We start from the raw sequence: 26,730 nt of genomic DNA on the forward strand, positions 1-26,730 counted from the left end.
GCGAGCGGGGGCTTTTGGAAGGGGGGAGAGGGGCGCGAAGGCGCCTGGCCGTCAAGCGAACGGCAGCGCTCGCTGGGGCGGGCTCAGACGAAGCAGAGGCTGAGGGTCTCGGCGATGTAGGCGGGTTTCTCCTGGCCTTCGATCTCCAGGGTGGCGCGCGCCTTGATCAGCCACTGGCCGGGATTCTTCTCGTTGACGTCGAGCAGGGTCAGGCCCAGGCGGACCCGCGAGCCGACCCGCACCGGCTGGATGAAGCGCACCGTATCGAGGCCGTAGTTGACCGCCATCTTCAGTCCTTCGGGAAGCACCAGCAGGCCTTCCATCAGCTTCGGGATCAGCGACAGGGACAGGAAACCGTGGGCGATGGTGCCGCCGAAGGGCGTCTTCGCCGCCTTCTCCGGATCGACGTGGATGAACTGGTGGTCGCCGGTGCATTCGGCGAACTGGTCGACCCGCTCCTGGTCGATGGTGAGCCATTCGGAATGGCCGAGATCCTTGCCGACATAGTCCTTGAGCGCTGCTACGGGTACGAATGGCATAAGTCCTCCGGGAGGATGGCTGTTGTTCTCATGGTGCAGGAAGATCAGCACGCGTTGGCGACCGGGTCAAGAAACCATCGGCCTGGCGAATATCGCGTCATGCGGTGCCGCGACTGCGACTGATGGATAGGCGAGGAGCGTGCCAATGTCCCGGCGGGCTGGGCATAATGGTCGGCCCTTGCTGGAGGTGCCCATGTTGCTTCGTGGTCTGACCTGGCTGGTGCTGTTCCAGTTGCTCGGCACAGGTCTGAACGTTCTGTTGTTGCCCATGCTGCCCGGTCCGATCATCGGCCTGGTGCTGCTGTTCGGTTATTTCCTGGCGCGTGGCGAGGTCGGCAAGCCGGTCAACGAGGCGGCCGGCTCGTTGCTGCGCTACCTGCCGCTGCTGCTGGTGCCGGCGGCGGTCGGGGTGATGGCCTATGCGCGGGAGATCGCCGCTGACTTCTGGGCCATCGTCGGCGCGCTGGTACTGTCGCTGGTGCTGTCGTTCCTGTTCGCCGGCTGGATGATGCAGAAGCTCATCGATCGCCAGCAACGTCGCCGGGAGGAGTCCTGATGGCCTGGCAGGCCGCCCTCGAGGCGGTGATCCACCATCCGCTGTTCGGCGTCGGCGTGACCCTGGGCGCCTACCAGTTGGCCCTGGCCGCCTATGAACGGACCCGCTGGGTGTTCCTGCAGCCGGTGCTGGTATCGATGCTGGTGGTGATCGGCGTGCTGCTGCTTTGCGGCATCGACTACGACGAATACAGTGCCAGCGCCAAGGTCCTGACCATTCTCCTCGGCCCCGCCACGGTGGCCCTGGCGGTGCCGCTGTTCCTCAACCTGCGGCGTATCCGCCAATTGTTCTGGCCGACCCTGCTGACCCTGGTGGTCGCCGGTACGCTGGCGACGGTGCTGGGCATCGCATTCGGCTGGCTGTTCGGTGCCGAGCCGCGGATGCTGATGAGCATGGCGCCGAAGTCGGTGACCTCGCCGATCGCCATGCTGGTGGCCAGCCAGATCGGCGGCGTGGCGGCGCTGGCCGCCGTGTTCGTACTGATCACCGGGGTGCTCGGGGCGATCCTCGGGCCGGAGCTGCTGCGCGCCATCGGCGTCCGGCACCCCGCCGCGCAGGGCATGGCGCTGGGCATGACGGCCCACGCGGTGGGCACTTCGCGGGCCTTGCAGGAAGGCGAGGAGTGTGGTGCCTTCGCCGCCCTGGCGATGAGCCTGATGGGCGTTGCCACCGCAGTGCTGCTACCGTTGGCGGTAGCGCTGGTTGCCTGACGATGCCCGAGGAGTCGCGATGAAGTTGCCGTTGTTTCCCCTCAACGCCGTGCTGTTCCCCGGTTGCCGCCTGGACCTGCAGATCTTCGAGGCGCGCTACCTGGACATGATCAGCCGCTGCATGAAGCAGGGCACCGGTTTCGGCGTGGTGACCATCGGCGAAGGGCGGGAGGTCGGCGAAGCGCCGAGCCGCCTGGCGATGGTCGGCTGCGAGGCCTCGGTCCGCGACTGGCAGCAGCGCCCGAACGGCCTGCTGGGCATCCGCGTGGAGGGCGGACGGCGTTTCCAGGTGCTGTCGGTGGAGGTCCAGGCCGACCAGCTCAGCGTCGGCGAGATCGAGTGGTTCGAAGACCTGCCGGAGCAACCCCTGACCTACGAACACAACGATCTCGCCGCGTTGCTCAGCGTGCTGGCCGAGCATCCGATGGTGGCCGCGCTGGAGATGGGCGGCGAGCCCGGCGGCCAGCAGGACCTGGCCAACCAGTTGGCCTACCTGCTGCCGTTCGATACCGAACGCAAGCTCGAACTGCTCGCCCTGCCCGACGCGCAGATGCAACTGGCGCGGATCCAGGTGCTGCTGGAGCACCTGCAGGGCGAGTTGGGTATCGACTGAGCGCCAACCCTCACAGCGGCCGGTAGCGCGCAATGGCTTCCGGCAGGGCCCAGCCGGCGGCGATCGCCAGGGTCGCCACGCAGACCGGCAACAGCAGCCACCAGACCCGTTGCGGCAGCGCCGGCAGCGACTCGCGGCGCTGGCTCAGCCACAGGCTGGCGGCGCAGACCGTAGTGGCGAGCAGGGCGCCGGCGACGATGTCCGACGGCCAGTGCACGCCAAGGTAGACCCGCGACAGGGCGATGCTCAGCGACGGGATCACCGCCAGCAGTACCCAGGTCAGGCGCCAGCGCGGCGGTTGCTGGCGGCTGGCGAGGACGCCCAGGGTGAGGAAGAAGGCGAAGGACGCCGAGCTGTGTCCGCTGGGGAAGCTGAAGCTGCTCAGCGGTTCGGCCAGCACTTCCGGGCGGGCGCGGGCGAACAGGGTCTTCAGGGTCTGGTTGGCCAGCGCGGTACCCACCAGGGTGCCGATGGCGAAGATGGCCGGACGCCATTGCCGGGTCAGCAGGAGGATACCGCCGAGCAGCGCGCCGGCGATGAACTGGGTGCGGAAATCGCCGAGCCGGGTGACCACCACCATCACCGGGTTCAGGTCGGCGTTACGATGCTCCTGGACCAGCGTCATCAGGCCCTGGTCGAGGTCCTGGAGGTACGGCCAGGCGACGGTCATCGCCAGCAGCAGGACCAGGCTCAGCGCGGCCGCCACAGCGGTTGCCCAGCGTTTGCGCCGCAGGCTGGCCTGGACTACCACGCCGACCAGCACCGCCAGGCAGGCCGCGACGATCCCGGCTTCGCTCCAGAAGCCTTCCGGCAACGGCAGGCGCAGGGCTGCGCCGGTGGCCCAGCCGGGCAACAGGTAGGCGACCGCCCAGCCGGCGGCGGCGATCAGCGAAACGCCGAGAAAACGGCCGAACGGCATGTCGAGCATGCCGGCGACCATCGGCAGCATCGGTCGCAGGGCGCCGATGAAGCGGCCGACCAGCAGGCTGGCGATACCGTAGCGTTCGAAGTACACCTCGGCGGCGGTGATCCACTGCGGATGGCTGCGCAGGCCGGGCAGGCGGCGGATGTTCTGGTGGAAGCGGCGGCCGATCCAGTACGAGCTGAGGTCGCCCAGCACCCCGCCGGCGTAGGCCAGCAGCAGGGTTTCGCCGAGGCCGAGGGCGCCGCTGCCGGCGATCACCGCGACGCCGAACAGCAGCACCACGCCGGGCAGGACGATACCGACGATGGCCGCGCATTCGAGAAAGGCGATGAGGAAGATGGCCAGCCCCAGCCACTCGGGGTTGGCGGCCATCCAGGCGTTGAAGCTGTCGAGACTCATTGCAGGTGCGGGTCCTGATGTCCGAGTAGATGATAGTCGCGCCCGGCGACCTGGCCGCGGCGCAGTGGGTTGCGGGTGCAGAAGGCGGCGAAGGTGGCATCGACGAAACGGTACGGCAGGTGTTCGTCGCGCCCCTTCGGAATGCCCAGCCGAGCGGCCTGGATCACCTGGCTGGGGCGCTCGCCGACATCGTCGACGAACAGTCGCTGCGGGTCGAAGCGCTGTGCGTCCCACTCCGGCACCTTCAGCCCCATGGCCTTGCACAGCAGGGTCTGGCCGGCGCACAGGCGGCCGATCTCGCGGGGCCGGCCCTGGCTGTCCGGGTTCAGGCTCTGCATCCGCTCCAGCGCCGTGTGGTCGCTGATGCGATCCAGCCAGGGATGGCCGGACTTGATCAGCACCGCATTGCCCGGCCCGCCGGCGCTGAAGTTCAGCGAGTCGCCGCCGCGCGCGTAATACATATAGATGTGCCCGCCGTCGAGGAACAGTGCCTTGCGCTTCTCGGTGTAGCCGAGCGAGGCATGGCTGCCTTTCTCCTCCAGGTAGTAGGCCTCGGTCTCGATGATTCGCGCCGCCAGCCAGAGATTGCCCTGGCGATGGCGGATCACCTTGCCCAGCAACTCGCGGGCGACCAGCAACGCATCGCGGTCGAAGAAGGTGTCGGGGAGCGGCCGGGCGTCGGGCCAGGGCAAACTAAGGATGGGATCGCGGGACATGGGATTGTCGCTGGGACCATGGCAGTCATAGGCTGGCGAATGATAACAACAAGAGCCTGAATCATGGTTGAACGAGAGCGTGTCGACAGTGCCCACATCACGCCCAGCGCCCATTACACCGGGTACGTCTGGTTCCGCCATCGACTCGCCGAACCGGCCTTCGCCACCGTCTTCGGCCGCTGGGTACACGGCTTCGTCGCGCCGATCAACTGGGGCGCGCAGCTCGGTTTCGGACTGAACATCGAGGATTTCCTGTTACAAAGACACCTCATGATCGACGCGCGCCTGACCCAGGCCGTCGAACGCGAGGGAGTGGTCCAGGTGGTGGAAATGGCCTGCGGGCTCTCGCCGCGTGGGCGACGCTTCCGGCAACGCTATCCACAGTTGCGCTACCTGGAGGCCGACCTGCCGCCGATGGCCGCGCGCAAGGCGGCGTTGCTCCGCGAGCAGGGGTGGCTGGGCCCGGAGCACGCGGTGGCGGCTGTGGATATCCTCGCCGAGGACGGCGAGCGCAGCCTTGCCGCGCTGTTCGCCGGGCTCGATCGCGAGCGCCCGCTGGTGGTGATCACCGAGGGGCTGGTGAACTATTTCCAGCGCCCGGTGATCGAGGCCTTCTGGAGTCGCCTGGCGACCGAACTTAAACGCTTCCCCCAGGGCACCTACCTGACCGACCTCTATCCCGATCTCCGCGAGCACCCGCGCTACCGGCAGATCCGCTGGGGAGTGGGGATCATCGGGCGGCTGACGCGGGGAAGCTATCCGTTGCATTACCGCAATGCCGCGGAAATCGAGGCGGCCTTCGCCCGCTGCGGCTTCGCCTCCACCCTGGTGCTCGACCCGCAGCGCGAAGGCGCCGCCCTGGGCTTGCCGCAGGGACGCCTGCCGAGCCTGGTGCGGGTGATCGAAAGCCGCACGGCATAGCCGCCTCTCAGGCGACCTCCGCTCGCTCCCAGGCGGCGAGGAGGTCGGCCAGTCCGGCGCTGGCCGCCGGATCGGAGTGCGGGAAGATGAAGGCGAAGCCGCCGGCGGTCGAGCGCAGGGGCAGGATGTCCAAGTCCGCCAGGCCGTCGCAGCACAACCGCCAGCCGCGTTGCGGGCGGGATTCGGGCAGCTCGGCGTGCAGCCGCCCGCCGAAATAGCCGAGTTCCATCAGTTCCGCCGCATAGACGCCGAACTGCGGATGTTCCAGCCGAGCGTGCCCCTGGGCTGGCCGATGTCGGACCTCGAAGCGTCGCTCCAGGCCGAGCAGGCGCGTGCGCGGGATCCGCGTGCTGCCCTCGGCGCGCTCCGGCAGTGCCTCGCCGCGCAGGAACGGGCCGTAGAGCCGGGCGCAGGCCTCGCGTCGTTCGAACTGGGCAAGATGGTCGGCGTCGTGGATCAGGGCGAACTCGGCGTTCCCGCAGGCATGGGCGAACACCGCATGTTCCCAGGGCTGGGTGAAATGGTCGTACTCGCCGGCGAGCACCAGGGTCGGGCAGGTCGGGTGCCGCTCGAAGCCGCCGAAGGCCAGCAGGCGCCGGCTATTCTGCCGGTAGCGTTCGATCTCCGCCGCGGTCAGGCGTTGCAACTGGCGCAGCATGGCCTTGCGAAATACCGGGGAGACGCCGGTACGTTCCAGCTGTAGCGGGTTGATCAGGCCGGTCAGTACGCCGTGGGCGAAGGCGCTCTGGTCGCCCTCGTCGAGCCGGGCCAGGGCTTCTTCCAGCAGCAGCCGCGCACCGGGGCGGCCGAATGCGGTGATGCCGGCCAGTAGCAGGCGCGCGCAGCGGCGCGGATGGCGGGCGGCGAACAGCGCGGCCAGGGCCGAGCCGTAGGACAGGCCGATGGGCATCAACGGCGGCAGGCCGAGCTGTTCGGCGAAGGCCGCGATCAGGTCGGCGAGGTCTTCCAGGCTCAGTTCCGCCGCCAGTTGCAGGTTGCCGCCCTGGCTCGGCAGGTCGAGCAGGATCACCGGGTGCTCGGCGAGCAGTTCGCTGACCTCGCCGGTGAACGAGCGGAAGCTCTGGAAGGCGCCGCCCAGCAGGAGCACCGGCGGGCGCGGGTCGTCGGCGCGGGCGGCGAAGGCCTGGTAGCGCAGTTGCCAGCCGTCTAGGAAGAGGATATCCGGTTCGCTGCTTAGCGACTGCGCGCTGTAGTCGGTACGGTAGCGCATGGCGAGGCCCCGCGGTGTGTGCGTCGTTATTGTTGTTCTGCCGAGCGGGTGCCGGTGGGTGGCAGTGGCCAGGCTCGCTTCGAAGGTAAACAGAGGTAGCAATTTTGTTTACCTATCCTTCGGCCGGCGCCTGCGCCCGGGTGTCACCGTCTCGCGCACAGGCCCAGGCGCAGCGGGGCCGCCGCGTTACCGCCGGGGCCGCGGAACGCACTGTCTACCGACCGGCTGTTGCGGCTGGGCGCGCCGGGGCTGGCTCGCTATAATCGCGCATTTCCCTGACGCCAGATGCCGAGACCATGACCGAGTCCGTCCTCGACTATATGAGCCGCCTGGGCCGCGATGCCCGCGCCGCCTCGCGGTTGCTCGCGCGCGCCGCCACCGCGCAGAAGAACCGCGCCCTGCTGGCCGCGGCCGATGCGCTGGACGCCGCCCGCGCGGAGTTGTCCCACGCCAACGAGCAGGACCTCGCCGCCGGCCGCGCCAATGGCCTGGAGCCGGCGATGCTGGACCGCCTGGCGCTGACCCCGGCGCGCATCGACGACATGATCGAGGGCCTGCGCCAGGTCGCCACGCTGCCCGACCCGATCGGCGAGATCCGCGACATGCGCTACGTGCCCTCGGGCATCCAGATCGGCAAGATGCGCGTGCCGCTGGGCGTGGTCGGGATCATCTACGAGTCGCGGCCGAACGTGACCATCGACGCCGCCAGCCTGTGCCTGAAGTCCGGCAACGCGACCATCCTGCGCGGCGGCTCCGAGGCGATCCACTCCAACCAGGCGATCGCCCGCTGCATCCAGCAGGGCCTGGCCGAGGCCGGCCTGCCGGCCGCCGCCGTGCAGGTGGTGGAAACCACCGACCGCGCCGCGGTCGGCGCGCTGATCAGCATGCCCGAATACGTCGACGTGATTGTCCCGCGCGGCGGCAAGGGCCTGATCGAGCGCATCAGCCGCGAGGCCAAGGTGCCGGTGATCAAGCACCTGGACGGCATCTGCCACGTCTACATCGATGTCGCCGCCGACCTGGACAAGGCGATTCGCGTCGCCGACAACGCCAAGACCCAGCGCTACGCGCCGTGCAACACCATGGAGACGCTGCTGGTGCATGCCGGTATCGCCGAGCGGGCGCTGCCGCCCCTGGCCACGATCTACCGCGAGAAGGGCGTGGAACTGCGCGGCGACGCCGCGACCCGTGCGCTGCTCGGCGCAGACGTGCTGGAGGCTACCGAGGAGGACTGGCGTACCGAGTACAACGCGCCGATCCTGTCGATCCGCATCGTCGACGGGCTGGACGCGGCGATCGAGCACATCAACACCTACGGCTCGCAGCACACCGACGCGATCATTACCGAGAACTTCAGCGATGCGCGGCGTTTCCTCGCCGAAGTGGATTCCGCTTCGGTGATGGTCAACGCCTCGACCCGCTTCGCCGACGGCTTCGAGTACGGCCTCGGCGCCGAGATCGGGATTTCCACCGACAAGCTGCACGCCCGCGGCCCGGTCGGCCTGGAAGGCCTGACCAGCGAGAAGTACGTCGTCTTCGGCGACGGTCACGTGCGCACCTGATGGGCAAACGTATCGGCCTGTTCGGCGGCACTTTCGACCCCGTGCATATCGGACATATGCGCAGCGCCGTGGAAATGGCCGAGCAGTTCGCCCTCGACGAACTGCGCCTGCTGCCCAATGCGCGGCCGCCGCACCGGGAAACCCCGCAGGTGTCGGCCGCGCAGCGGTTGGCGATGGTCGAGCGGGCGGTGGCGGGAGTCGAGCGATTGACGGTCGATCCCCGCGAACTGCAGCGCGACAAGCCGTCCTACACCATCGACACCCTGGAGTCGGTGCGGGCGGAGCTGGCGGCCGACGACCAGTTGTTCATGCTGATCGGCTGGGATGCCTTCTGCGGCTTGCCGACGTGGCACCGCTGGGAGGCGTTGCTGGATCACTGCCACATCGTCGTGTTGCAGCGTCCGGATGCCGACAGCGAGCCGCCGGAGTCGCTGCGCGACCTGCTGGCGGCGCGGAGCGTGGCCGACCCGCAGGCCCTGAAAGGGCCGGGCGGACAGATCACCTTCGTCTGGCAGACGCCGCTGGCGGTGTCCGCCACCCAGATCCGCGCGCTGCTGGGTGCCGGGCGCTCCGTGCGTTTCCTGGTGCCGGACGCGGTATTGAACTACATCGAGGCGCACCACCTGTATCGTGCGCCACACTGATAAAGAAACAGAGACCGACTCAATGCAAACCGAACAACTCGTCCAAGTGGCCATCGATGCCCTGGAAGACCTCAAGGCCCAGGACATCGTGACCCTCGATGTGCGGGACAAGACCAGCGTCACCGACTACATGGTGATCGCCTGCGGCAGTTCCAGCCGCCAGGTCAAGTCGCTGGCCGACAACGTCCTGACCAAGGCCAAGGAAAACGGCGTCAAGCCCCTGGGCAGCGAAGGCCTGGAGTCCGGCGAATGGGCGCTGCTCGACCTGGGCGACGTGGTGGTCCACGTGATGCTCCCGGCGACCCGCCAGTTCTACGACCTGGAGCGCCTGTGGCAGGGCGCCGAGCAGAGCCGCGCCCAGCACCAGCCGGAAGAGTGACGCCGGCATGCGGTTGCGCCTGATCGCGGTTGGCTCGCGCATGCCTCGCTGGGTCGAGGAAGGCTGGCAGGAATACGTCAAGCGCCTGCCGGCCGAGCTGTCCCTCGAACTGGTGGAGATCCCGCTCAACACCCGCGGCAAGAACGCCGACGTGGCGCGCCTGATCCGTCAGGAAGGCGAGGCCATGCTGGCGCGCGTGCAGCCGGGGGAACGGGTGGTGACCCTGGAGGTCGAAGGTCGGCCCTGGAGCACCGAGCAACTGGCTCGCGAACTGGATCGCTGGCGTCTCGACGCACGCACCGTGAATCTCATGGTCGGCGGCCCGGAAGGGCTGGCGCCGGAGGTCTGCGCGCGCAGCGAGCAGCGCTGGTCGCTGTCGCCGTTGACGCTGCCGCACCCGTTGGTGCGGATCCTGGTCGGCGAGCAGATCTACCGGGCCTGGACCGTATTGTCCGGGCACCCCTACCACAAATAGTCCCCAGTCCCGATGCCGCAGCCGATCCACCTGAAAGACCACGAGAAAGACGCCCGCCTGGTGCGTCGGCGCGTCATCGTCGGGGCGGTGGCGGTGGTCTTGCTGACCCTGGTGCTGGTGGCGCGCATGTACCACCTGCAGGTGACCCAGTACGAGTACCACTCGACGCTGTCGGAGAACAACCGGGTCCATGTGCAGCCGATCCCGCCGACCCGCGGGATCATCTTCGACCGCAACGGCGTGATCATCGCCGACAACCGGCCGAGCTTCAGCCTGACCATCACCCGCGAACGCACCGAGGACCTGCAGAAGACCCTCGACACGCTGGTGGAGATCCTCGGCCTGACCGAGGACGACCGGGCCATCTTCGAGAAGCGCATGAAGCAGGGGCGGCGTCCGTTCGAGCCGGTTCCCATCATGTTCGAACTCAACGAGGAACAGATCGCCCGCATCGCGGTGAACCAGTTCCGCCTGCCGGGCGTCGACGTGGCGACCCAGTTCGTCCGCCACTACCCGCTGAAGGAGCACTTCGCCCATTCGGTCGGGTACGTCGGGCGGATCAACGAGCAGGAACTGAAGAACCTCGACCCGATCAACTACAGCGGCACCCACCATATCGGCAAGACCGGCATCGAGCGCTTCTACGAGAGCGAGTTGCACGGCACGGTTGGCTACGAGGAAGTCGAGACCAACGCCCGCGGGCGGGTGCTGCGGGTGCTCAAGCGCACCGACCCGATTCCCGGCAAGGACATCGTCCTGAGCATCGACAGCCGCCTGCAGGAGGCCGCCGAGAACGCCCTGGCCGGGCGGCGGGGCGCCATCGTGGCGATCCAGCCGTCCACCGGCGACGTGCTGGCGATGGTCAGCCAGCCGAGCTACGACCCCAACCTGTTCGTCACCGGCATCAGCTTCAAGGCCTATGCCGAGCTGCGCGACTCCATCGACCGGCCCCTGTACAACCGCGTCCTGCGCGGGCTCTATCCGCCGGGCTCGACGGTGAAGCCGGCGGTGGCGCTGGCCGGCCTCGACGCCGGGGTGGTCACGCCGACCTCGCGGGTCTTCGACCCCGGCTACTACCAGTTGCCCAACTACGACCACAAGTACCGTAACTGGAACCGCTACGGCGATGGCTGGGTGAGCCTGGAGTCGGCGATCTACCGGTCCAACGACACCTATTTCTACGACCTCGCGCACAAGCTGGGGATCGACCGCCTGCACGCCTTCATGAGCCGCTTCGGCTTCGGCCAGAAAGTCGCCCTGGACATGTTCGGCGAAGCCGACGGGCTGATGCCCTCGCGCGAATGGAAGCGCAAGACCCGCCGCCAGGTCTGGTACCCGGGCGAGACCCTGATCCTCGGCATCGGCCAGGGCTACATGCAGGCGACGCCGATCCAACTGGCGCAGATGACCGCGCTGCTGGCCAACAAGGGCCACTGGATCCGCCCGCACCTGGCCAAGACCATCGACGGCCAGCCGCCGGTCGACCCCGACCCGATGCCCGACATCGTGCTGCGCGACCCGGCCAACTGGGACCGCGTCGACTACGGCATGCAGCAGGTGGTGCATGGCGCCCGCGGCACGGCGCGCAAGGTCGGCGCCACCTCGGCCTACCTGATCGCCGGCAAGAGCGGTACCGCCCAGGTGGTGGCGATCAAGCAGAACGAGCGCTACGACCGCTCCAAGCTGCTCGAGCGGCACCGCGACCACGCCCTGTTCGTCGGCTTCGCGCCGGCCAACAACCCGCAGATCGCGGTGGCGGTGATGGTGGAGAACGGCGAGTCCGGCTCCGGCGTCGCCGCCCCGGTGGTCAAGCAGGTGATGGACGCCTGGCTGCTCGACGAGCACGGCAAGCTCAAGGCCGAATACGCGGAACCCGTCGCGCCGCTCGCGGCGGCGGTGGCCAAGCCCGAACCCACGGCAGCCGAGCCGGAGGCGCCCGCCCTTGAACAGTAACTTCGACCGCACCCTGTCCAACGAAGACGTGATGCGCCGGCGCGCCAGCCTGTTGCAGCGCCTGCACATCGACGGGATTCTCCTGCTGCTGTTGCTGATCCTCGGCGCCACCGGCCTGTTCGTCCTCTATTCGGCGAGCGGCAAGAGCTGGGACATGCTGATGAAGCAGGCCACCTCGTTCGGCCTGGGACTGGGCATGATGGTGGTCATCGCCCAGATCGAGCCGCGCTTCATGGCCCGCTGGGTGCCGCTGGGCTACCTGGTGGGGGTCGCGCTGCTGGTGGTGGTCGACGTGATCGGCCACGACGCCAAGGGGGCGACGCGCTGGATCAACATCCCCGGGGTGATCCGCTTCCAGCCCTCGGAGTTCATGAAGCTGCTGATGCCGATGACGGTGGCCTGGTACCTGTCCAAGCGCAACCTGCCGCCGGGGCTCAAGCACATGGTGATCAGCCTGGCGATCATCATCACCCCGTTCGTGCTGATCCTGAAACAGCCCGACCTCGGCACCGCCATGCTGATCCTCGCTTCCGGCGGCTTCGTGCTGTTCGTCGGCGGCCTGCGCTGGCGCTGGATCGTCGGCGCGGTGTCGGCGGCGGTGCCGATCGCCGTGGCGATGTGGTTCTTCATCATGCACGACTACCAGAAACAGCGGGTGCTGACCTTCCTCGACCCGGAAAGCGACCCGCTGGGCACCGGCTGGAACATCATCCAGTCTAAGGCGGCCATCGGTTCCGGCGGGGTATTCGGCAAGGGCTGGCTGCTGGGCACCCAGTCGCACCTGGATTTTTTGCCGGAAAGCCATACCGACTTTATCATTGCGGTCCTCGGCGAGGAGTTCGGCCTGGTCGGCGTCTGCCTGCTGCTGGTGCTCTACCTGCTGCTGATCAGTCGTGGCCTGGTGATCACCGCCCAGGCGCAGACGCTCTACGGCAAACTGCTGGCCGGTGGCATCACCATGACGTTTTTCGTTTATGTCTTCGTGAATATCGGTATGGTGAGCGGGTTGTTGCCGGTGGTGGGGGTACCGCTGCCTTTCATTAGTTATGGCGGAACTTCGCTGGTTACCCTGTTGTCAGGGTTCGGGGTTCTGATGTCGATCCATACCCATCGGAAGTGGATCGCCCAGGTTTGAGACCAAGAGTGAAGAACGCAATGCAAGTACTGCGTACATGGGCGGCCAGGGGCGTCCAATGGGTCGGCGTAGCCGGCGTCATTGGCCTGTCCGGGGCGGCCCAGGCGGGGGACTACGACGGCTCGCCGCAAGTGGCCGAGTTCGTCAGCGAAATGACCCGCGACTACGGCTTCGCCGGAGAGCAGCTGATGGGGCTGTTCCGCGACGTGAACCGCAAGCAGTCGATCCTCGATGCGATCTCGCGCCCGGCCGAGCGGGTCAAGCAGTGGAAGGAATACCGGCCGATCTTCATCAGCGACGCGCGCATCAGTCGTGGCGTCGACTTCTGGAACAAGCATGCCGAAGACCTGGCGCGGGCGGAGAAGGAATACGGCGTGCCGGCCGAGATCATCGTCTCGATCATCGGCGTGGAAACCTTCTTCGGCCGCAACACCGGCAGCTACCGGGTGATGGACGCGCTGTCCACCCTCGGCTTCGACTACCCGCCGCGAGCCGACTTCTTCCGCAAGGAGTTGCGCGAGTTCCTCCTGCTCGCCCGCGAACAGCAGGTCGACCCGCTCAGCCTGACCGGCTCCTACGCCGGCGCCATGGGCCTGCCGCAATTCATGCCGAGCAGCTTCCGCGCCTACGCGGTGGACTTCGACGGCGATGGCCACATCAATATCTGGAGTGACCCGACCGACGCCATCGGTAGCGTCGCCAGCTACTTCAAGCAGCACGGCTGGGTCACCGGCGAGCCGGTGGTCTCGGTGGCCGAGATCAACGACGAGAGCGCCGAGAGCGCGGTGACCAGGGGCGTCGACCCGACCATGAGCCTGGGCGAGCTGCGTGCCCGCGGCTGGCGCACCCACGATGCGCTGCGCGACGACCAGAAGGTCACGGCGATGCGTTTCGTCGGCGACAAGGGCATCGAGTATTGGGTCGGTTTGCCGAACTTCTACGTGATCACCCGCTATAATCGCAGCGCCATGTATGCCATGGCGGTTTATCAGCTGGCGGGCGAGATTGCCCGCGCGCGAGGTGCCCATTGAGCAAGCGTGTCCGCTCCTCCCTGATCCTGCCCGCCGTCTGCGGCCTCGGGCTGGCGGCCGTGCTGTTGAGCAGTTGCTCCAGCAAGGCGCCCCAGCAGCCGGCCAGGCAGGCGGGCATTTCCGGGCCGGGCGACTATTCCCGTCCGCATCGCGACGGCGCCCCCTGGTGGGACGTCGACGTGTCGCGGATCCCCGATGCGGTGCCGATGCCGCACAACGGTTCGGTGAAGGCCAACCCCTACACCGTGCTGGGCAAGACCTACTACCCGATGAACGATGCGCGGGCCTACCGGATGGTCGGCACCGCGTCCTGGTACGGCACCAAGTTCCACGGCCAGGCCACCGCCAACGGCGAGACCTACGACCTCTACGGCATGACCGCCGCGCACAAGACCCTGCCGTTGCCGAGCTATGTGCGGGTGACCAACCTGGACAACGGCAAGAGCGTGATCGTCCGCGTCAACGACCGCGGCCCGTTCTATTCCGACCGGGTCATCGACCTGTCCTTCGCCGCGGCGAAGAAGCTCGGCTATGCCGAGACCGGCACCGCGCGGGTCAAGGTCGAAGGCATCGACCCGGTGCAGTGGTGGGCCCAGCGCGGCCGGCCGGCACCGATGGTCCTGGCGCAGCCCAAGCAGGCGGTGGCCCAGGCCGCTCCCGCCGCGGCGCAGACGCAGGCGGTGGCGATGGCCCAGCCGATCGAGACCTACACTCCGCCGCCGGCGCAGCACGCGGCCGCCGTGCTGCCGGTGCAGATCGACTCAAAAAAAAACGCTTCATTACCAGCCGATGGCCTGTATCTCCAGGTGGGCGCCTTCGCCAACCCGGATGCGGCGGAGCTGCTGAAGGCCAAGCTGAGCGGCGTGACGGCTGCGCCGGTGTTTATCAGCTCGGTCGTGCGCAACCAGCAGATTCTGCACCGGGTGCGGCTGGGACCGATCGGTTCGGCGGACGAGGTTAGCCGCACCCAGGACAGCATCCGCGTGGCCAACCTTGGCCAGCCGACGCTGGTACGCCCCGACTGAGCGCCTACTCACGCAGGGAATTCCCGCAAGGGATTGTTTGACCATTGGTAGAACCAGAGAGACGGATGAACATCACCACTATCGCGAAACGCTTGTCACTGCTTGTCCTGTTCATCGCCCCTACGGCTGGCTGGGCTGCTGAATCCATGGTTCCGGCGCCGCCGCAACTGGCCGCCAAGTCGTACGTCCTGATGGACGGCGAGAGCGGCCAGGTTCTGGTCGAGAACAACGGCGACCAGCGCCTGCCGCCGGCCAGCCTGACCAAACTGATGACCGCCTACATCGCCACCAAGGAGATCGAGGCCGGCCGCATCGGCGAGAACGACCTGGTCACCGTCAGCGAACATGCCTGGCGCACCGGCGGTTCGCGGATGTTCATCAAGGTCGGCAGCCAGGTATCGGTGAGCGACCTGCTGCATGGCATCATCATCCAGTCCGGCAACGACGCCAGCGTCGCCCTGGCCGAGCATATCGCCGGCAGCGAAGACGCCTTCGCCGACATGATGAACACCACCGCGCAGAAGCTGGGCCTGACCAACTCCCACTTCATGGACGCCACCGGCCTGCCCAACCCGGACCACTATTCCTCCGCCCGCGACATGGCGGTGCTGGCCCGCGCGATCATCTACGGCGAGCCGAGCCACTACGCGATCTACGCGCAGAAGGAATTCCTCTGGAACAACATCAAGCAGCCGAACCGCAACCTGCTGCTGTGGCGCGACAAGACCGTCGACGGCCTGAAGACCGGCCACACCGACGAAGCCGGCTACTGCCTGGTGGCTTCCGCGGTACGCGACGGCCAGCGCATGATCGCCGTGGTGTTCGGCACCAACAGCGAGCAGGCCCGCGCCGCCGAGACCCAGAAGCTGCTGACCTATGGCTTCCGCTTCTTCGAAAGCCGCAACTTCTACAAGAAGGGCACCGAGCTGACCAAGGGCCTGGTCTGGAAGGGTTCCGAGCATGAAGTGAAAGCCGGCCTCGCCGAAGACCTGACCATGACCCTGCCGCGCGGCCAGATGCAGAAGCTGCAGGCCAGCATGGTCCTGGAGCCGCAGCTGATGGCGCCGATCCAGCAGGGCCAGGTGATCGGCAAGGTGGAAGTGAAGCTGGACGACAAGGTCATCCGCAGCGCCGACCTGGTCGCCCTCAACGCCGTCGAGGAGGGTGGTTTCTTCCGCCGCCTGTGGGATAGCATCCGCCTGTTCTTCTACGGTTTGTTCAACTGACCGACCGGCGCCCGCCCGCTCACGAGGCCAGCGGGCGCCCGTCCCGCGGACCACGGGTCCGCCGCCGCCATGACCGATACCCCTGACGTTCAACCCCCGAAAATCGAATTCCCCTGCGAGCGCTATCCGATCAAGGTGATCGGCGACGCCGGCGAAGGTTTCTCCGACCTGGTCGTGGAAATCATCCAGCGCCACGCGCCGGATCTCGACGTCGAGACCCTGGTGGTCCGTGACAGCAGCAAGGGGCGCTTCCTCTCGGTGCAGGTGCTGATCACCGCCACCGATGTCGACCAACTGCAAGCCATCCATAACGACCTGCGCGCGACCGGACGCGTGCACATGGTGCTCTGATGGGGCTCGAGCTGGGCTTCCGTGAGCTCGGCGAGGTTCCCTACGAACCGACCTGGCATGCCATGCAGCGCTTCGTTGCCGAACGCGACAAATCGGTAATGGACGAAGCCTGGCTGTTGCAGCACCCTGCGGTCTTCACCCAGGGGCAGGCCGGCAAGGCGGAGCATGTGCTGTTCCCCGGCGACATCCCGGTGATCCAGGTAGATCGCGGCGGCCAGGTGACCTACCACGGCCCCGGCCAGTTGGTCACCTACCTGCTGCTCGATGTCCGCCGCCTGGGACTGGGCGTGCGCGAGCTGGTCAGCCGGATCGAGCAGAGCCTGATCGGCCTGCTGGCGTCCTATGACGTGCAGGCCGTGGCCAAGCCGGACGCGCCGGGTGTCTACGTCGACGGGGCGAAGATCGCCTCCCTCGGCCTGCGCATCCGCAACGGCTGTTCCTTCCATGGCCTGGCGCTGAACCTGGACATGGACCTGCGACCGTTCCAACGAATCAATCCCTGCGGCTACGCCGGGATGCCCATGACCCAACTGCGCGACCTGGTTGGGCCGGTGGATTTTGCCGAGGTGTGTACCCGATTGCGCGCTGAGCTCGTCTCACGCCTTGGCTACGCTGAACAGAAGACCCTTACGGGCGGGATCGAACTGACATGAGCACTGTTGTGGAGAAGTCCGGAGAAGCCAAGCCGGGCAAGGTGGAAGTCGGCGTGAAGCTGCGCGGCGCGGAAAAGGTCGCGCGGATTCCGGTGAAGATCATTCCCACCGAGGAACTGCCGAAGAAACCCGACTGGATCCGCGTGCGCATCCCGGTTTCCCCCGAGGTCGACCGCATCAAGCAACTGCTGCGCAAGCACAAGCTGCACAGCGTCTGCGAAGAGGCGTCCTGCCCGAACCTGGGCGAGTGCTTCTCCGGCGGCACCGCGACCTTCATGATCATGGGCGATATCTGCACCCGACGCTGCCCGTTCTGCGACGTCGGTCATGGCCGGCCGAAGCCGCTGGACGTCGACGAGCCGACCAACCTGGCCATCGCCATCGCCGACCTGCGGCTGAAGTACGTGGTGATCACCTCGGTGGACCGCGACGACCTGCGCGACGGCGGCGCCCAGCACTTCGCCGACTGCCTGCGCGAGATCCGCAAGCTGTCGCCGGGGATCCAGCTGGAAACCCTGGTGCCCGACTATCGCGGTCGCATGGACATCGCCCTGGAGATCACCGCCAACGAGCCGCCGGACGTGTTCAACCATAACCTGGAGACGGTACCGCGCCTGTACCGCTCCTCGCGGCCGGGCTCGGACTTCGAGTGGTCGCTGGACCTGCTGCAGAAGTTCAAGCAGATGGTTCCGCACGTTCCGACCAAGTCCGGGCTGATGCTCGGCCTGGGCGAGACCGACGATGAGGTCATCGAGGTCATGCAGCGGATGCGCGAGCACGACATCGACATGCTGACCCTCGGCCAGTACCTGCAGCCGTCGCGCAACCACCTGCCGGTGCAGCGCTTCGTGCATCCGGACACCTTCGCCTGGTTCGCCGAGGAAGGCGAGAAGATGGGCTTCAAGAACGTCGCGTCCGGCCCGCTGGTGCGTTCGTCCTACCATGCCGACCAGCAGGCGCACGGCAACAAGATCGGCTGATCTACGCCGCGCCAATGCCTTCCGACGCCGCGTCCCTGCACAGGGACGCGGCGTTTTTCATTGGGCAGCCACGAAGCCTCTTCGGACGTAGGACGAACAACCGCTTGCGGTTATCCGCCGGCGCGTAGGTGAGTACCGTTTGCTCTCATCCCTGTGCGGTAACGAAGCGACTGCGCTGGCCGAGCTGCCGCACCGCCTCGATCAGTGCATCGGCCGCCAGGCTGGGTTGGCGCGAGAAGGCGTAGAAACGCGCCTCCGGCAGCGTCGGAAAACCCTGTTCCGGGCCCAGTTCGCGTAGCCCCTCGCGCATCTGGCTGCGCGCCACCACCGTCACGGCGAAACCGGCCAGCGCGGCGGACAGGCAGCCGGCCATGCTGGCGCTCTCGAACACCAGGCGCCAGGGACGCGCAGCGGCGCCGAGGGCTGTAATCGCCGCTTCGCGGTAGACGCAGGGTTCGGGGAACAGCGCCAGCGGCAGCGGTTCGCCCGCGGGCAGCTCGATCGCGGTCGCCGCGGCCCAGACCAGCGGTTCCTCCCAGAGCAGTTCGCCGTCGTCTCCTACCCGCCGGCACTGCTTGCCGAACACCACGTCGGTGCGCCCCTGGGCCTGCTGGCGGAGCAGGTCGGTGGTGATACCGACCTTGAGTTCGATGGATGCTTCGGGGTGCCAGCGGCGAAAGCGTTGCAGGACGCGTGGCAGCCAGGCGCTGGCGAAGTCCTCCGAAGCGCCGATGCGCAGGCGGTCGCGGATCGGCGTGCCGTGCAGCCTGGCGCGGGCCTCGCGCTCCAGCTCGACGATGTTGCGGGCATAGGCGTAGAGCGTCTCGCCCGCCTGGGTCAGCTCCAGGCGGCGGGTGGTGCGGCTGAGCAGGCTGACGCCGGCTGTCTGTTCCAGGCGCTTGATATGCCCGCTGACCGCGGAGGGAGTGAGCGCGAGATTGTCCGCGGCGAGGGCGAAGCCGCCACTGTCGACCACTTCGAGAAAGGTACGCAACAACACGATATCCAGGGATTGGGAGGTGGGGACGGCAAGCTCCATGAGGTCTTCCATTCATCTCGTTTCATGAATAGTAGACGCTAACTATTCATGAATCACCCTTGGCAAGCGTCCTAGGATGTCCCTTCTTTCTCTTGGAGAGGTCCGATGAGCCGCTATGCCTTCGTTTCCACCGATGTCCTGGATATCGCCTACCTGGAGTGGAATCCGCAGGGGGCGCGCAGCGCCGTCTTGTTGCACGGTTGGCCGGACAGCCCGCATACTTGGAAAGACTTGGCGGAGTCCCTGGCGGACGCCGGCTATCGGGTGCTGGCACCAGCCCTCCGGGGATTCGCCCCGACCCGCTTCCGCGATGCGTCTACTCCGCGCAGCGGGCAACTGGCGGCTCTGGCTTGCGATCTGCTGGCATTCGTCGACAGCCTGGCATTGCAACGTCCCCTGCTGGTCGGCCATGACTGGGGGGCTCGCGCGGTGGCTAGTGCCTGCGGACTGCGCGAGGGCGTAGCCTCGCACCTGGTGATGCTCTCGGTGGGGTACGCCAGCAACGATCCGCAGCAAGTTCTTTCCCTGCCGCAGGCCCGTAGCTTCTGGTACCAGTGGTTCATGGCTACGCCACGCGGAGAGCGCGCGCTGCGCGAGGAGGGCGAGGCATTCGCCCGGCAGATGTGGGACACCTGGTCGCCGCCGGGATGGTATGCCGAGCGCGATTTCTAGGAGGCCGCCCAGGCCTTCTCCGGGCCGGACTGGGTGGCCGTGGTGCTGCACTATTACCGGCATCGCTGGGGCTTCGTCGCGGGGGAGCCGCGCTACGGGGCGGCGGAACAGCGCTTGCTCCCGGCACCGCGCCTGGCGCTGCCGACCCTGGTGCTGCACGGCGGCGCGGATGCCTGCACCCACCCCGACGGCTCCCGCGGACGCGAGCACTACTTCAGCGGGCGCTACCAGCGGCTGGTGCTGGAGGGCGTCGGCCATTTTCCGCAGCGCGAGGCGGCCACCCAGGTGGCGGACGCTATCCTGCGGTTCTGCGCGGATGACTAGGTCCTGGACGCCGCAGCGGCGGATAACGCCCGTGGCGTTATCCGCCCTACGAACCGGTGTGCCGCGAGCGGTCGCGGCGGACGTGGGGTCGTAAGCTCCGCCGGTGGCCCTATGGCGTCCGCAGGCGGTCGAGCAGCGCCGGGGTCGGATAGCCGTCCGCCGGCCAGCCGAACTCCTGCTGGCAGGCGCGGATCGCCTTGCGCGTATTGGCGCCGATGATGCCATCCACCGCGCCCGGATCGTGTCCGCGGGCGGCCAGTTGCCGTTGCAGCTCGATGCGCTGCGAGCGGCTCAGCGGAACATCCTCCAGCGGCCAGGCGCCGACTATCCGGCCGCCGCCCTTGAAGCTGTCGGCGAGCAGGCCGACGGCCAGGGCGTAGGCGCTGGAGTTGTTGTACTTGAGGATGGCGCGGAAGTTGTGCAGCACCAGGAAGGCCGGGCCGCGGTGCCCGGCCGGCAGCAGCAGCGAGGCCTGTTCGCCGGAGAGTCCGGAGGGCAGGGGGCCGCCGTTGACGCCTTGTACGCCCATCCCTTGCCATTCGCCCAGGGGCTTGCGGATGGTGAGTTCCGCCAGGGAATAGTCGAAGCCTGCCGGCAGGCGGACTTCGAAACCCCAGGGTTGTCCGGCGATCCAGCCGGAGGCTTTCAGGTAGTTGGCGGTGGAGGCCAGGGCGTCGCCGGGCGAGCCCCAGATGTCACGCTTGCCGTCGCCGTCGAAGTCCACGGCATACTGGTTGTAGGTGGTCGGGATGAACTGGGTCTGGCCCATGGCGCCGGCCCAGGAGCCGATCATGAAGGAGGCCGGAACGTCGCCGTGCTGGAGAATCTTCAGGGCGGCGAGCAACTGGGCGTGGGCGAATTCCGGGCGGCGTCCTTCATAGGCGAGGGTCGCCAGGGAGCGGATCACGTTCTTGTTGCCCATGTGCGAACCGTAGTTGCTCTCCATGCCCCAGATCGCCACCACCGCATCCGCATCCACCGCATAGCGCGCGTCGACTTCGCCGAGGATGCGCGCATGCTGCGCCAGGCGCGCCTGGCCCTGGCGAACGCGCAGCGGATCGAGGGCGCCTTCCAGGTACTTCCATACCGGTCGGGTGAATTCCGGCTGGCTGCGGTCGGCTTCGACCACGGCGGGATCGGGCTGGACGCCGGCGAAGGCGCGATCGAAGGTCTGCGCATCGATTCCACCGGCCAGCGCCTGTTGACGGAAGGCGTCACGCCACTGTTCGAAGCTTTGCCCAGGCTGGGCCTCGTTCGGCGCGCCAGCGGGCACCGAGGCGGCCGGGCCGGCGCCGGAGAAGGGCGCCTTGGTCTGCAGGGGAGCGGCAGGCTGGTTGTATTCGACTGTCGGATTCTTCTGCGCGCAGGCGCTGGAGAGGCCAAGCCCCATGGCGACGACGGTGCTGCCCAGCAGCCCGCTCACCTTCAGCAGGGCGGATCGTTCGGGGTTACGCATTGCTCTCCTCAGCAGGGTCCTCGGGACGGGCCACCTTAGCACGCCGGCCAGGACGCGTCTGCCGTCGTTGGACGCGCCGGCGGGGCCCCGGGTTCGCCAATGTGGTTCCATCGGCGCAGTGGATATCGTTCGCCATATGTTCGGTCACTGTCGGGCGGCCAATGGTTTCGTCCGTACCGCTCCGCCGCCTGTCGAAGCCTCGCGGCGCACCCGAGTCGGGATCGGCGACGGGTCGCGCGGCATGCTCGAGGCCTTCGACTTCTTCTTCCTGGCCTTCGTTCTGCGCGACATGGCTACCCGCTTCGGCGTCGGCATCGAACGCCCGAGCCTGGTTCGTGCGCTGCAATGGCCAGAGGGTTGCCAGTCGGCCGCGCGGGATGTCGAGGCCGCGGATCATGATGGAGGAACCATTGGCTTTTCGCCCAACCCGATGGGGCCAGGGCTTGCGCGCCGACGATAGTGTGCCCATGGGCGGCAGGCTGGCGGTGGGGTTGGTCCTGTCGACGGGCTTCGGGCGGGGTAGGCGGGGCGCGTGGGTGAGGAGGGCGTTGCGGGAGGATGGACCAGCGGCTGTTTCAGGCCGCCATAACGAAAGAAGCCTCCCAGTTACGGGAGGCTTCGCGGCGGTAGCTGCCTTTGCCTTTCTTCGCCTGTTCCTGGCGGCTGCGGAACAGTGGCTGGGCGACCAGGGATTTGGCCTTGTTCGGCCGCTTGCTTTTCTTTGCCATGGCATAGGTCCTCGAAGGTGATCGGGCTGGCGCTCGCCAGCGCGCGCATCATCTGCCTGTCGCCGCGGATTGTCCAGTGCTGGTTGCGCCTTCAGGCTGCCGGCAGGCCGAGGCGCTGGCCGGCGAGGCTCAGGGCGAGAAGCGAGAGACCGCTCCAGGGGCTGCCGGGTGCCTGTCCCTTGATCTGCGCGTCGATCAACTGGGCATCCCTCAGCATCTGGTTCCAGCGGCTGCTGGAGTGGCGTTGCAGGGCACGGGTCAGCAGCGGACGGCGCTTGTCCCAGACCGGCGGACGCGCCTGGGCGAAGGCTTTCTCCAGCGGGATGCCCTGGCCGTATTGCTGGGACAGGCCAGCCAGCAGGCGGATCTCGCGGGCCAGGCCCCAGAGGATCACCGGCGGCTCGATGCCTTCGCCGCGCAGTCCTTCCAGGATGCGCAGGGCGTGGGCCGCTTCACCGCCAAGGGCAGCGTCGATCAGGCCGAAGACATCGAAGCGTGCGCTGTCGGCGACCGCGGCCTGTACGGTGGCGGCGTCGATCTGGTTGCCCTCGGCGAGCAGCTTGAGCTTTTCGATTTCCTGGGCGGCGGCGAGCAGGTTGCCTTCCACGCGCGCGGCGATCAGCTCCAGGGCTTCGGGGCTGGCGGACAGGCCGGCCTGGGACAGGCGCTGGCGAATCCACTGCGGCAACTGGTGGACGTCGACCGGCCAGACCTGGATGAACTGCGCGGCGTTGCCATCGATCAGGGCCTTGGCCCACTTGGTCTTCTGCGTGCTGCCATCGAGCTTGGGCAGACTGAGCAGGAGCACGGTGTCTTCCGGCGGCCGTTGCAGGTATTCCTGGAGAATCGCCGCGCCTTTGTCGCCGGGCTTGCCGGAGGGCAGGCGCAGTTCGATCAGGCGCTTCTCGGCGAACAGCGACAGGCTGGCGCCGGCCTCCAGCAGCAAGCCCCAATCGAAGTTGGCTTCGGCATTGAATACCTGGCGCTCGCCGAAGTCGCGCTCGCGGCAGGCCTGGCGAATGGCATCGCAGGCTTCCTGGCAGAGCAGCGGTTCATCGCCGCTGACGACATAGACGGGCGCCAGGGGGCCCTGGAGGTGCTTGGCGAGTTGCGCGGGAGTCAGCTTCATAGGAGAAGACGGGGCCGGCGAAACCGGCCCCGGGGCATCACGGGGTGGGGAACTCGATCGGCGACTGCTGCGGCTCGGCGGCGCGGCGCTGGCGCTCCGCCTCGTCGGCGGCGCGCAGGGCTTCGGCTTCCGCCTTGGCCTTGGCTTCTGCCTGGCGCTGGGCTTCGTCGAGTTGCGCCGGGGTCAGCGCCTGGAGGCGCATGGACAACTGCTGGATCAGGTCGCGCCGCATCTCGCTGCGCAGCTGCGCGGCTTCCTGGTCGGAACCGATCAGGTTGTTTTCGTCGTGCACGTAGACCTTCTGCACCTGTACCTGGTTGCTCATCAGGACCAGGTCGTTGGCGCCGACGATCTCGTAGTTGATCGTGTTGGTCAGCTCGAACTCCGCGCCGCGCGCGGAACCGGTGTAGCTGACGGTGCGCTGCTGGTTGTCCTCGCGGACCAGCACCAGGTGGTAGGGCGCGTTGCTGGTGACCTTCACGCCGCTGTTTTCCAGGGTTTCCTTCAGTTCGCGCACGGTCGGGCCGTAGGCGTTGCGCGCGGACACGTCGATTTCCTTGAGCGCGAATTGCGCATCGCCCAGGCCGCGCAGTTGGAAGCCGCAGGCGGCCAGCAGGGTGGTCATACCGATCAGCGCGGCGCTGGTCAGGATACGTTTCATCAAGCTTCCCTCACTCCTGTTGATCAGCGCCCCCGGATGGCCGGGGGCGTCCAATGGAATCGCGTATCAGTTGGCGACGATGTTGACCAGTTTGCCCGGTACCACGATGACCTTGCGGATGCTCAGGCCTTCGGTGAAACGCAGCACGTTCTCGTTGGCGCGCGCGGCGGCCTCGACATCCTCGCGGCTGGCGCTGGCGGCCACGTCGATGTGTCCGCGCAGCTTGCCGTTGACCTGCACCACCAGTTGCAGGGTGTCCTGCACCAGTGCGCTCTCGTCGACGCTCGGCCAGCGCGCATCGATCACCGCTTCGGCATGGCCGAGCTGGCCCCAGAGCACGTGGCAGATGTGCGGAGTGATGGGCGCCAGCAGCAGGACCACGGTTTCCAGGCCTTCCTGGATCAGGGCGCGGTCCTGGGCGTCCTGGTTCGGCGCCTTCTCCAGCACGTTCATCAGGGTCATCACCGCGGCGATGGCGGTGTTGAACTTGTGGTGCTGGCCGACATCCTGGCTGGCCTGCCTGATCGCCAGGTGGATGGCGCGGCGGACCTGCTTCTGCGCGTCGCTCAGGGCGGCGACGTCCAGCGCGCCGGGGAGGCCGGCGCTGACGTGGGCGTGAGCCAGGCGCCAGACGCGGCGGAGGAAGCGGTTGGCGCCCTCGACGCCGGCGTCCGACCACTCCAGGCTCATGTCCGGCGGCGAGGCGAACATCATGAACAGGCGGCAGGTATCGGCACCGTACTGGTCGATCATCGATTGCGGGTCGACACCGTTGTTCTTCGACTTCGACATCTTCTCGGTGCCGCCGATCTCGACCGGCTGGCCGTCGCTCTTCAGCCGCGCGCCGACGACCTTGGCCTTGGCGTCACGCTCGACCTCGACGTCGGCCGGGTTGAACCAGTCCTTGCCGCCGTTGGCGGTGGTCCGGTAGTAGGTATCGGCGACCACCATGCCCTGGGTCAGCAGGTTCTTGAACGGTTCGTCGCTGCCGACCAGGCCTTCGTCGCGCATCAGCTTGTGGAAGAAGCGCGCATAGAGCAGGTGCAGGATGGCGTGCTCGATGCCGCCGATGTACTGGTCGACCGGCAGCCAGTAGTCGGCCGCCTTCCTGTCCAGCATGCCGCCTTCGAACTGCGGGCAGGCGTAGCGGGCGAAATACCAGGACGACTCGACGAAGGTGTCCATGGTGTCGGTTTCGCGCTTGGCCGGCTGGCCGCATTTCGGGCAGTTGCATTCGTAGAATTCCGGCATCTTCGCCAGCGGCGAACCGGAGCCGTCCGGTACCACGTCTTCCGGCAGCACCACCGGCAACTGGTCGGCCGGCACCGGGACGTCGCCGCAAGCCTCGCAGTGGATGATCGGGATCGGGCAGCCCCAGTAGCGCTGGCGGCTGATGCCCCAGTCGCGCAGGCGGAACTGGGTGCGCGCCTGGCCCAGGCCCTTGGCCTCGAGGTCGGCGCCGATGGCGTCGAAGGCGGCCTGGTAGCCGAGGTTGTCGTACTTGCCGGAGTTGACGGTGAGCACGGACTCGTCCTTGGCGCCGTACCACTCCTTCCAGACGCTGGACTCGAAGTCGTTGTCGCCCTCGACCTTGGCGATCACCTGGCGGATCGGCAGGCCGTACTTGTTGGCGAACTCGAAGTCGCGCTCGTCATGGCCGGGCACCGCCATCACCGCGCCTTCGCCGTAGTTCATCAGCACGTAGTTGGCGACCCATACCGGCAGCTTGTCGCCGGTCAGCGGGTGTTCGACGAACAGGGAAGTGGCCATGCCTTTCTTCTCCTGGGTGGCGATGTCGGCCTCGGCGACGCCGCCGCGCTTGCATTCGTCGATGAACGCCTGCAACTGCGGGTCGTTCTGCGCTGCCTGGGTGGCCAGCGGGTGTTCGGCGGCGACGGCGACGTAGGTGGCGCCCATCAGGGTGTCCGGACGGGTGGTGAACACCTTCAGTTGGCCGGCGTGGCCGATGGAGACCTGGTCGTAGGGGAAGCCGATCTCCATCCCGCGCGACTTGCCGATCCAGTTGCGCTGCATGGTCTTCACCTGCTCCGGCCAGCCGGGCAGGTTGTCGAGGCTCTCCAGCAGTTCCTCGGCGTAGGCGGTGATCTTGAAGTAGTACATCGGGATCTCGCGCTTCTCGATCAGCGCGCCGGAGCGCCAGCCGCGCCCGTCGATCACCTGCTCGTTGGCGAGTACGGTCTGGTCGACCGGATCCCAATTGACCGTGCCGTTCTTGCGGTAGATCACCCCTTTTTCGAACAGGCGGGTGAACAGCCACTGCTCCCAGCGGTAGTAGTCCGGCTTGCAGGTGGTGACCTCGCGGCTCCAGTCGATCGCCAGGCCGAGGCTGTCCAGCTGCGACTTCATGTAGGCGATGTTGTCGTAGGTCCAGGCCGCCGGGGCGACGTTGTTCTTCATCGCGGCGTTTTCCGCCGGCATGCCGAACGCGTCCCAGCCCATCGGCTGCAGCACGTTGCGGCCCTGCATGCGGTGGTAGCGGCTGATCACGTCGCCGATGGTGTAGTTGCGCACGTGGCCCATGTGCAGCTTGCCGCTCGGATACGGGAACATCGACAGGCAGTAGAACTTCTCCTTGTCGGGTAGCTCCCTGACGAGGAAGGACTGGTGTTCTTTCCAGTAGTTCTGGGCCTGGGTTTCGATCTCGAGTGGCTGATATTGCTCGTGCATGGCGCTACT

At 67.3% G+C, this 26,730-nt stretch carries 27 protein-coding genes and 1 pseudogene; 18 read left to right on the top strand and 10 right to left on the bottom strand.

Translation table 11 applies throughout. The annotated features are described in order from the left end of the window. Positions 1 to 83: 83 nt before the first annotated feature. Positions 84 to 539 carry a MaoC family dehydratase gene (locus AT700_RS04645; RefSeq protein ID WP_003093220.1) on the bottom strand — a complete coding sequence of 152 codons (456 nt, stop codon included), beginning with the start codon at positions 537 to 539 and terminating at the stop codon, positions 84 to 86. Positions 540 to 732: 193 nt separating this feature from the next. Between AT700_RS04645 and AT700_RS04650 the strand changes: the two genes are divergently transcribed. From AT700_RS04650 to AT700_RS04660, 3 genes are read left to right on the top strand one after another with little or no spacing between them, the layout of a single operon-like run. Continuing rightward, positions 733 to 1,095 (top strand): CidA/LrgA family protein, encoded by a 363-nt coding sequence (locus AT700_RS04650; protein WP_003100294.1) that lies wholly within the window; start codon positions 733 to 735, stop codon positions 1,093 to 1,095. Beyond that, positions 1,095 to 1,805, top strand: a complete 711-nt coding sequence (locus AT700_RS04655) for an LrgB family protein (RefSeq protein ID WP_003093214.1) — start codon at positions 1,095 to 1,097, stop codon at positions 1,803 to 1,805. Before AT700_RS04650 ends, AT700_RS04655 begins: the two co-directional genes overlap by 1 nt. A 19-nt stretch (positions 1,806 to 1,824) precedes the next feature. Beyond that, positions 1,825 to 2,418 (top strand): LON peptidase substrate-binding domain-containing protein, encoded by a 594-nt coding sequence (locus tag AT700_RS04660; RefSeq protein WP_003093212.1) that lies wholly within the window; start codon positions 1,825 to 1,827, stop codon positions 2,416 to 2,418. A gap of 10 nt (positions 2,419 to 2,428) precedes the next feature. On the opposite strand, the gene AT700_RS04665 is transcribed toward AT700_RS04660, so the two are convergent. Together AT700_RS04665 and AT700_RS04670 are read right to left on the bottom strand one after the other, a co-directional pair. Next, a complete protein-coding gene (locus tag AT700_RS04665) occupies positions 2,429 to 3,742 on the bottom strand; it encodes a bifunctional DedA family/phosphatase PAP2 family protein (RefSeq protein ID WP_003100297.1) in 1,314 nt (437 codons plus the stop codon). Then, complete coding sequence (locus AT700_RS04670; protein ID WP_003100299.1) at positions 3,739 to 4,458, bottom strand: DNA-3-methyladenine glycosylase; 720 nt, start codon at positions 4,456 to 4,458, stop codon at positions 3,739 to 3,741. Before AT700_RS04670 ends, AT700_RS04665 begins: the two co-directional genes overlap by 4 nt. Positions 4,459 to 4,521: 63 nt before the next feature. On the opposite strand from AT700_RS04670, the gene AT700_RS04675 reads away from it, so the two are divergent. Then, a complete protein-coding gene (locus AT700_RS04675) occupies positions 4,522 to 5,379 on the top strand; it encodes a class I SAM-dependent methyltransferase (protein WP_003093206.1) in 858 nt (285 codons plus the stop codon). A 7-nt stretch (positions 5,380 to 5,386) separates the two neighbouring features. Here the strand turns inward: AT700_RS04675 and AT700_RS04680 are convergent, their stop codons facing one another. Then, positions 5,387 to 6,610 (bottom strand): alpha/beta fold hydrolase, encoded by a 1,224-nt coding sequence (locus tag AT700_RS04680; protein ID WP_003119193.1) that lies wholly within the window; start codon positions 6,608 to 6,610, stop codon positions 5,387 to 5,389. A 296-nt stretch (positions 6,611 to 6,906) separates the two neighbouring features. Between AT700_RS04680 and AT700_RS04685 the strand changes: the two genes are divergently transcribed. From AT700_RS04685 to lipA, 12 genes are all read left to right on the top strand, one after another. Further along, positions 6,907 to 8,172 carry a glutamate-5-semialdehyde dehydrogenase gene (locus AT700_RS04685; protein WP_003100303.1) on the top strand — a complete coding sequence of 422 codons (1,266 nt, stop codon included), beginning with the start codon at positions 6,907 to 6,909 and terminating at the stop codon, positions 8,170 to 8,172. Next, on the top strand, positions 8,172 to 8,816 hold the full coding sequence (gene nadD / locus AT700_RS04690) for a nicotinate-nucleotide adenylyltransferase (RefSeq protein WP_003093199.1): 645 nt from the start codon (positions 8,172 to 8,174) through the stop codon (positions 8,814 to 8,816). The genes AT700_RS04685 and nadD overlap by 1 nt, the downstream gene beginning before the upstream one ends. Before the next feature lie 22 nt (positions 8,817 to 8,838). After that, positions 8,839 to 9,195 (top strand): ribosome silencing factor, encoded by a 357-nt coding sequence (gene rsfS / locus AT700_RS04695; protein ID WP_003100305.1) that lies wholly within the window; start codon positions 8,839 to 8,841, stop codon positions 9,193 to 9,195. Between the two features lie 7 nt (positions 9,196 to 9,202). Continuing rightward, positions 9,203 to 9,670 carry a 23S rRNA (pseudouridine(1915)-N(3))-methyltransferase RlmH gene (gene rlmH / locus AT700_RS04700; RefSeq protein WP_003093193.1) on the top strand — a complete coding sequence of 156 codons (468 nt, stop codon included), beginning with the start codon at positions 9,203 to 9,205 and terminating at the stop codon, positions 9,668 to 9,670. A gap of 12 nt (positions 9,671 to 9,682) precedes the next feature. Beyond that, positions 9,683 to 11,623 (top strand): penicillin-binding protein 2, encoded by a 1,941-nt coding sequence (mrdA, locus tag AT700_RS04705; protein ID WP_003093191.1) that lies wholly within the window; start codon positions 9,683 to 9,685, stop codon positions 11,621 to 11,623. 31 nt (positions 11,624 to 11,654) lie between these two features. Beyond that, positions 11,655 to 12,758 (top strand): rod shape-determining protein RodA, encoded by a 1,104-nt coding sequence (gene rodA, locus AT700_RS04710; protein ID WP_003114090.1) that lies wholly within the window; start codon positions 11,655 to 11,657, stop codon positions 12,756 to 12,758. Positions 12,759 to 12,766: 8 nt separating this feature from the next. Beyond that, positions 12,767 to 13,789: a lytic murein transglycosylase B gene (gene mltB / locus AT700_RS04715; RefSeq protein ID WP_003132500.1), complete on the top strand. Its 1,023-nt coding sequence runs from the start codon at positions 12,767 to 12,769 to the stop codon at positions 13,787 to 13,789. Beyond that, positions 13,786 to 14,814, top strand: coding sequence for a septal ring lytic transglycosylase RlpA (gene rlpA / locus AT700_RS04720; protein ID WP_003100310.1), 1,029 nt, complete (start codon positions 13,786 to 13,788; stop codon positions 14,812 to 14,814). Before mltB ends, rlpA begins: the two co-directional genes overlap by 4 nt. 65 nt (positions 14,815 to 14,879) lie before the next feature. Further along, a complete protein-coding gene (locus tag AT700_RS04725; RefSeq protein WP_003093182.1) occupies positions 14,880 to 16,040 on the top strand; it encodes a D-alanyl-D-alanine carboxypeptidase family protein in 1,161 nt (386 codons plus the stop codon). A 69-nt stretch (positions 16,041 to 16,109) separates the two neighbouring features. Beyond that, entirely contained in the window at positions 16,110 to 16,391 is a 282-nt protein-coding gene (locus tag AT700_RS04730) for a DUF493 domain-containing protein (RefSeq protein WP_003100311.1), read from the top strand. After that, positions 16,391 to 17,044, top strand: a complete 654-nt coding sequence (lipB, locus tag AT700_RS04735; protein WP_003093177.1) for a lipoyl(octanoyl) transferase LipB — start codon at positions 16,391 to 16,393, stop codon at positions 17,042 to 17,044. Before AT700_RS04730 ends, lipB begins: the two co-directional genes overlap by 1 nt. Continuing rightward, positions 17,041 to 18,024 carry a lipoyl synthase gene (lipA, locus tag AT700_RS04740; RefSeq protein ID WP_003119196.1) on the top strand — a complete coding sequence of 328 codons (984 nt, stop codon included), beginning with the start codon at positions 17,041 to 17,043 and terminating at the stop codon, positions 18,022 to 18,024. Before lipB ends, lipA begins: the two co-directional genes overlap by 4 nt. Positions 18,025 to 18,169: 145 nt before the next feature. Here the strand turns inward: lipA and AT700_RS04745 are convergent, their stop codons facing one another. Continuing rightward, on the bottom strand, positions 18,170 to 19,063 hold the full coding sequence (locus AT700_RS04745; RefSeq protein WP_003119197.1) for a LysR family transcriptional regulator: 894 nt from the start codon (positions 19,061 to 19,063) through the stop codon (positions 18,170 to 18,172). 105 nt (positions 19,064 to 19,168) lie between these two features. Here AT700_RS04745 and AT700_RS04750 point away from each other — a divergent pair. Then, positions 19,169 to 20,059: pseudogene (locus AT700_RS04750) on the top strand (alpha/beta fold hydrolase). 109 nt (positions 20,060 to 20,168) lie between these two features. Here the strand turns inward: AT700_RS04750 and AT700_RS04755 are convergent. Further along, a complete protein-coding gene (locus AT700_RS04755) occupies positions 20,169 to 21,515 on the bottom strand; it encodes a lytic murein transglycosylase (RefSeq protein ID WP_003118255.1) in 1,347 nt (448 codons plus the stop codon). A 241-nt stretch (positions 21,516 to 21,756) separates the two neighbouring features. On the opposite strand from AT700_RS04755, the gene AT700_RS04760 reads away from it, so the two are divergent. After that, positions 21,757 to 21,975: a hypothetical protein gene (locus AT700_RS04760; protein WP_003093170.1), complete on the top strand. Its 219-nt coding sequence runs from the start codon at positions 21,757 to 21,759 to the stop codon at positions 21,973 to 21,975. 115 nt (positions 21,976 to 22,090) lie between these two features. On the opposite strand, the gene arfA is transcribed toward AT700_RS04760, so the two are convergent. The 4 genes from arfA to leuS form a co-directional block, all read right to left on the bottom strand. Beyond that, complete coding sequence (arfA, locus tag AT700_RS04765) at positions 22,091 to 22,243, bottom strand: alternative ribosome-rescue factor A (RefSeq protein ID WP_003093169.1); 153 nt, start codon at positions 22,241 to 22,243, stop codon at positions 22,091 to 22,093. Between the two features lie 91 nt (positions 22,244 to 22,334). After that, complete coding sequence (gene holA, locus AT700_RS04770) at positions 22,335 to 23,372, bottom strand: DNA polymerase III subunit delta (protein ID WP_003093168.1); 1,038 nt, start codon at positions 23,370 to 23,372, stop codon at positions 22,335 to 22,337. Positions 23,373 to 23,409: 37 nt separating this feature from the next. Continuing rightward, a complete protein-coding gene (gene lptE, locus AT700_RS04775) occupies positions 23,410 to 24,033 on the bottom strand; it encodes an LPS assembly lipoprotein LptE (RefSeq protein ID WP_003100322.1) in 624 nt (207 codons plus the stop codon). Between the two features lie 66 nt (positions 24,034 to 24,099). Next, the gene (gene leuS / locus AT700_RS04780; protein ID WP_004365850.1) at positions 24,100 to 26,721 is read right to left on the bottom strand and encodes a leucine--tRNA ligase; all 2,622 of its coding nucleotides are present in this window, start codon (positions 26,719 to 26,721) and stop codon (positions 24,100 to 24,102) included. Between the last annotated feature and the right edge of the window lie 9 nt (positions 26,722 to 26,730).

The organism is Pseudomonas aeruginosa (assembly GCF_001457615.1).
Taxonomy (GTDB): domain Bacteria; phylum Pseudomonadota; class Gammaproteobacteria; order Pseudomonadales; family Pseudomonadaceae; genus Pseudomonas; species Pseudomonas aeruginosa.

What these genes read in the sequence shown, in the direction of transcription:
- AT700_RS04665 (WP_003100297.1), bottom strand. Translation starts at nt 3,742, where the DNA reads ATGAGTCTCGACAGCTTCAACGCCTGGATGGCCGCCAACCCCGAGTGG.
- rsfS (WP_003100305.1), top strand. Translation starts at nt 8,839, where the DNA reads ATGCAAACCGAACAACTCGTCCAAGTGGCCATCGATGCCCTGGAAGAC.
- AT700_RS04685 (WP_003100303.1), top strand. Translation starts at nt 6,907, where the DNA reads ATGACCGAGTCCGTCCTCGACTATATGAGCCGCCTGGGCCGCGATGCC.
- AT700_RS04755 (WP_003118255.1), bottom strand. Translation starts at nt 21,515, where the DNA reads ATGCGTAACCCCGAACGATCCGCCCTGCTGAAGGTGAGCGGGCTGCTG.
- arfA (WP_003093169.1), bottom strand. Translation starts at nt 22,243, where the DNA reads ATGGCAAAGAAAAGCAAGCGGCCGAACAAGGCCAAATCCCTGGTCGCC.
- lptE (WP_003100322.1), bottom strand. Translation starts at nt 24,033, where the DNA reads ATGAAACGTATCCTGACCAGCGCCGCGCTGATCGGTATGACCACCCTG.
- AT700_RS04655 (WP_003093214.1), top strand. Translation starts at nt 1,095, where the DNA reads ATGGCCTGGCAGGCCGCCCTCGAGGCGGTGATCCACCATCCGCTGTTC.
- AT700_RS04660 (WP_003093212.1), top strand. Translation starts at nt 1,825, where the DNA reads ATGAAGTTGCCGTTGTTTCCCCTCAACGCCGTGCTGTTCCCCGGTTGC.
- rlmH (WP_003093193.1), top strand. Translation starts at nt 9,203, where the DNA reads ATGCGGTTGCGCCTGATCGCGGTTGGCTCGCGCATGCCTCGCTGGGTC.
- AT700_RS04680 (WP_003119193.1), bottom strand. Translation starts at nt 6,610, where the DNA reads ATGCGCTACCGTACCGACTACAGCGCGCAGTCGCTAAGCAGCGAACCG.
- lipB (WP_003093177.1), top strand. Translation starts at nt 16,391, where the DNA reads ATGGGGCTCGAGCTGGGCTTCCGTGAGCTCGGCGAGGTTCCCTACGAA.
- AT700_RS04760 (WP_003093170.1), top strand. Translation starts at nt 21,757, where the DNA reads ATGCTCGAGGCCTTCGACTTCTTCTTCCTGGCCTTCGTTCTGCGCGAC.
- leuS (WP_004365850.1), bottom strand. Translation starts at nt 26,721, where the DNA reads ATGCACGAGCAATATCAGCCACTCGAGATCGAAACCCAGGCCCAGAAC.
- nadD (WP_003093199.1), top strand. Translation starts at nt 8,172, where the DNA reads ATGGGCAAACGTATCGGCCTGTTCGGCGGCACTTTCGACCCCGTGCAT.
- AT700_RS04745 (WP_003119197.1), bottom strand. Translation starts at nt 19,063, where the DNA reads ATGGAGCTTGCCGTCCCCACCTCCCAATCCCTGGATATCGTGTTGTTG.
- rodA (WP_003114090.1), top strand. Translation starts at nt 11,655, where the DNA reads ATGCGCCGGCGCGCCAGCCTGTTGCAGCGCCTGCACATCGACGGGATT.
- lipA (WP_003119196.1), top strand. Translation starts at nt 17,041, where the DNA reads ATGAGCACTGTTGTGGAGAAGTCCGGAGAAGCCAAGCCGGGCAAGGTG.
- AT700_RS04675 (WP_003093206.1), top strand. Translation starts at nt 4,522, where the DNA reads ATGGTTGAACGAGAGCGTGTCGACAGTGCCCACATCACGCCCAGCGCC.
- AT700_RS04725 (WP_003093182.1), top strand. Translation starts at nt 14,880, where the DNA reads ATGAACATCACCACTATCGCGAAACGCTTGTCACTGCTTGTCCTGTTC.
- mrdA (WP_003093191.1), top strand. Translation starts at nt 9,683, where the DNA reads ATGCCGCAGCCGATCCACCTGAAAGACCACGAGAAAGACGCCCGCCTG.
- AT700_RS04730 (WP_003100311.1), top strand. Translation starts at nt 16,110, where the DNA reads ATGACCGATACCCCTGACGTTCAACCCCCGAAAATCGAATTCCCCTGC.
- AT700_RS04650 (WP_003100294.1), top strand. Translation starts at nt 733, where the DNA reads ATGTTGCTTCGTGGTCTGACCTGGCTGGTGCTGTTCCAGTTGCTCGGC.
- holA (WP_003093168.1), bottom strand. Translation starts at nt 23,372, where the DNA reads ATGAAGCTGACTCCCGCGCAACTCGCCAAGCACCTCCAGGGCCCCCTG.
- AT700_RS04645 (WP_003093220.1), bottom strand. Translation starts at nt 539, where the DNA reads ATGCCATTCGTACCCGTAGCAGCGCTCAAGGACTATGTCGGCAAGGAT.
- AT700_RS04670 (WP_003100299.1), bottom strand. Translation starts at nt 4,458, where the DNA reads ATGTCCCGCGATCCCATCCTTAGTTTGCCCTGGCCCGACGCCCGGCCG.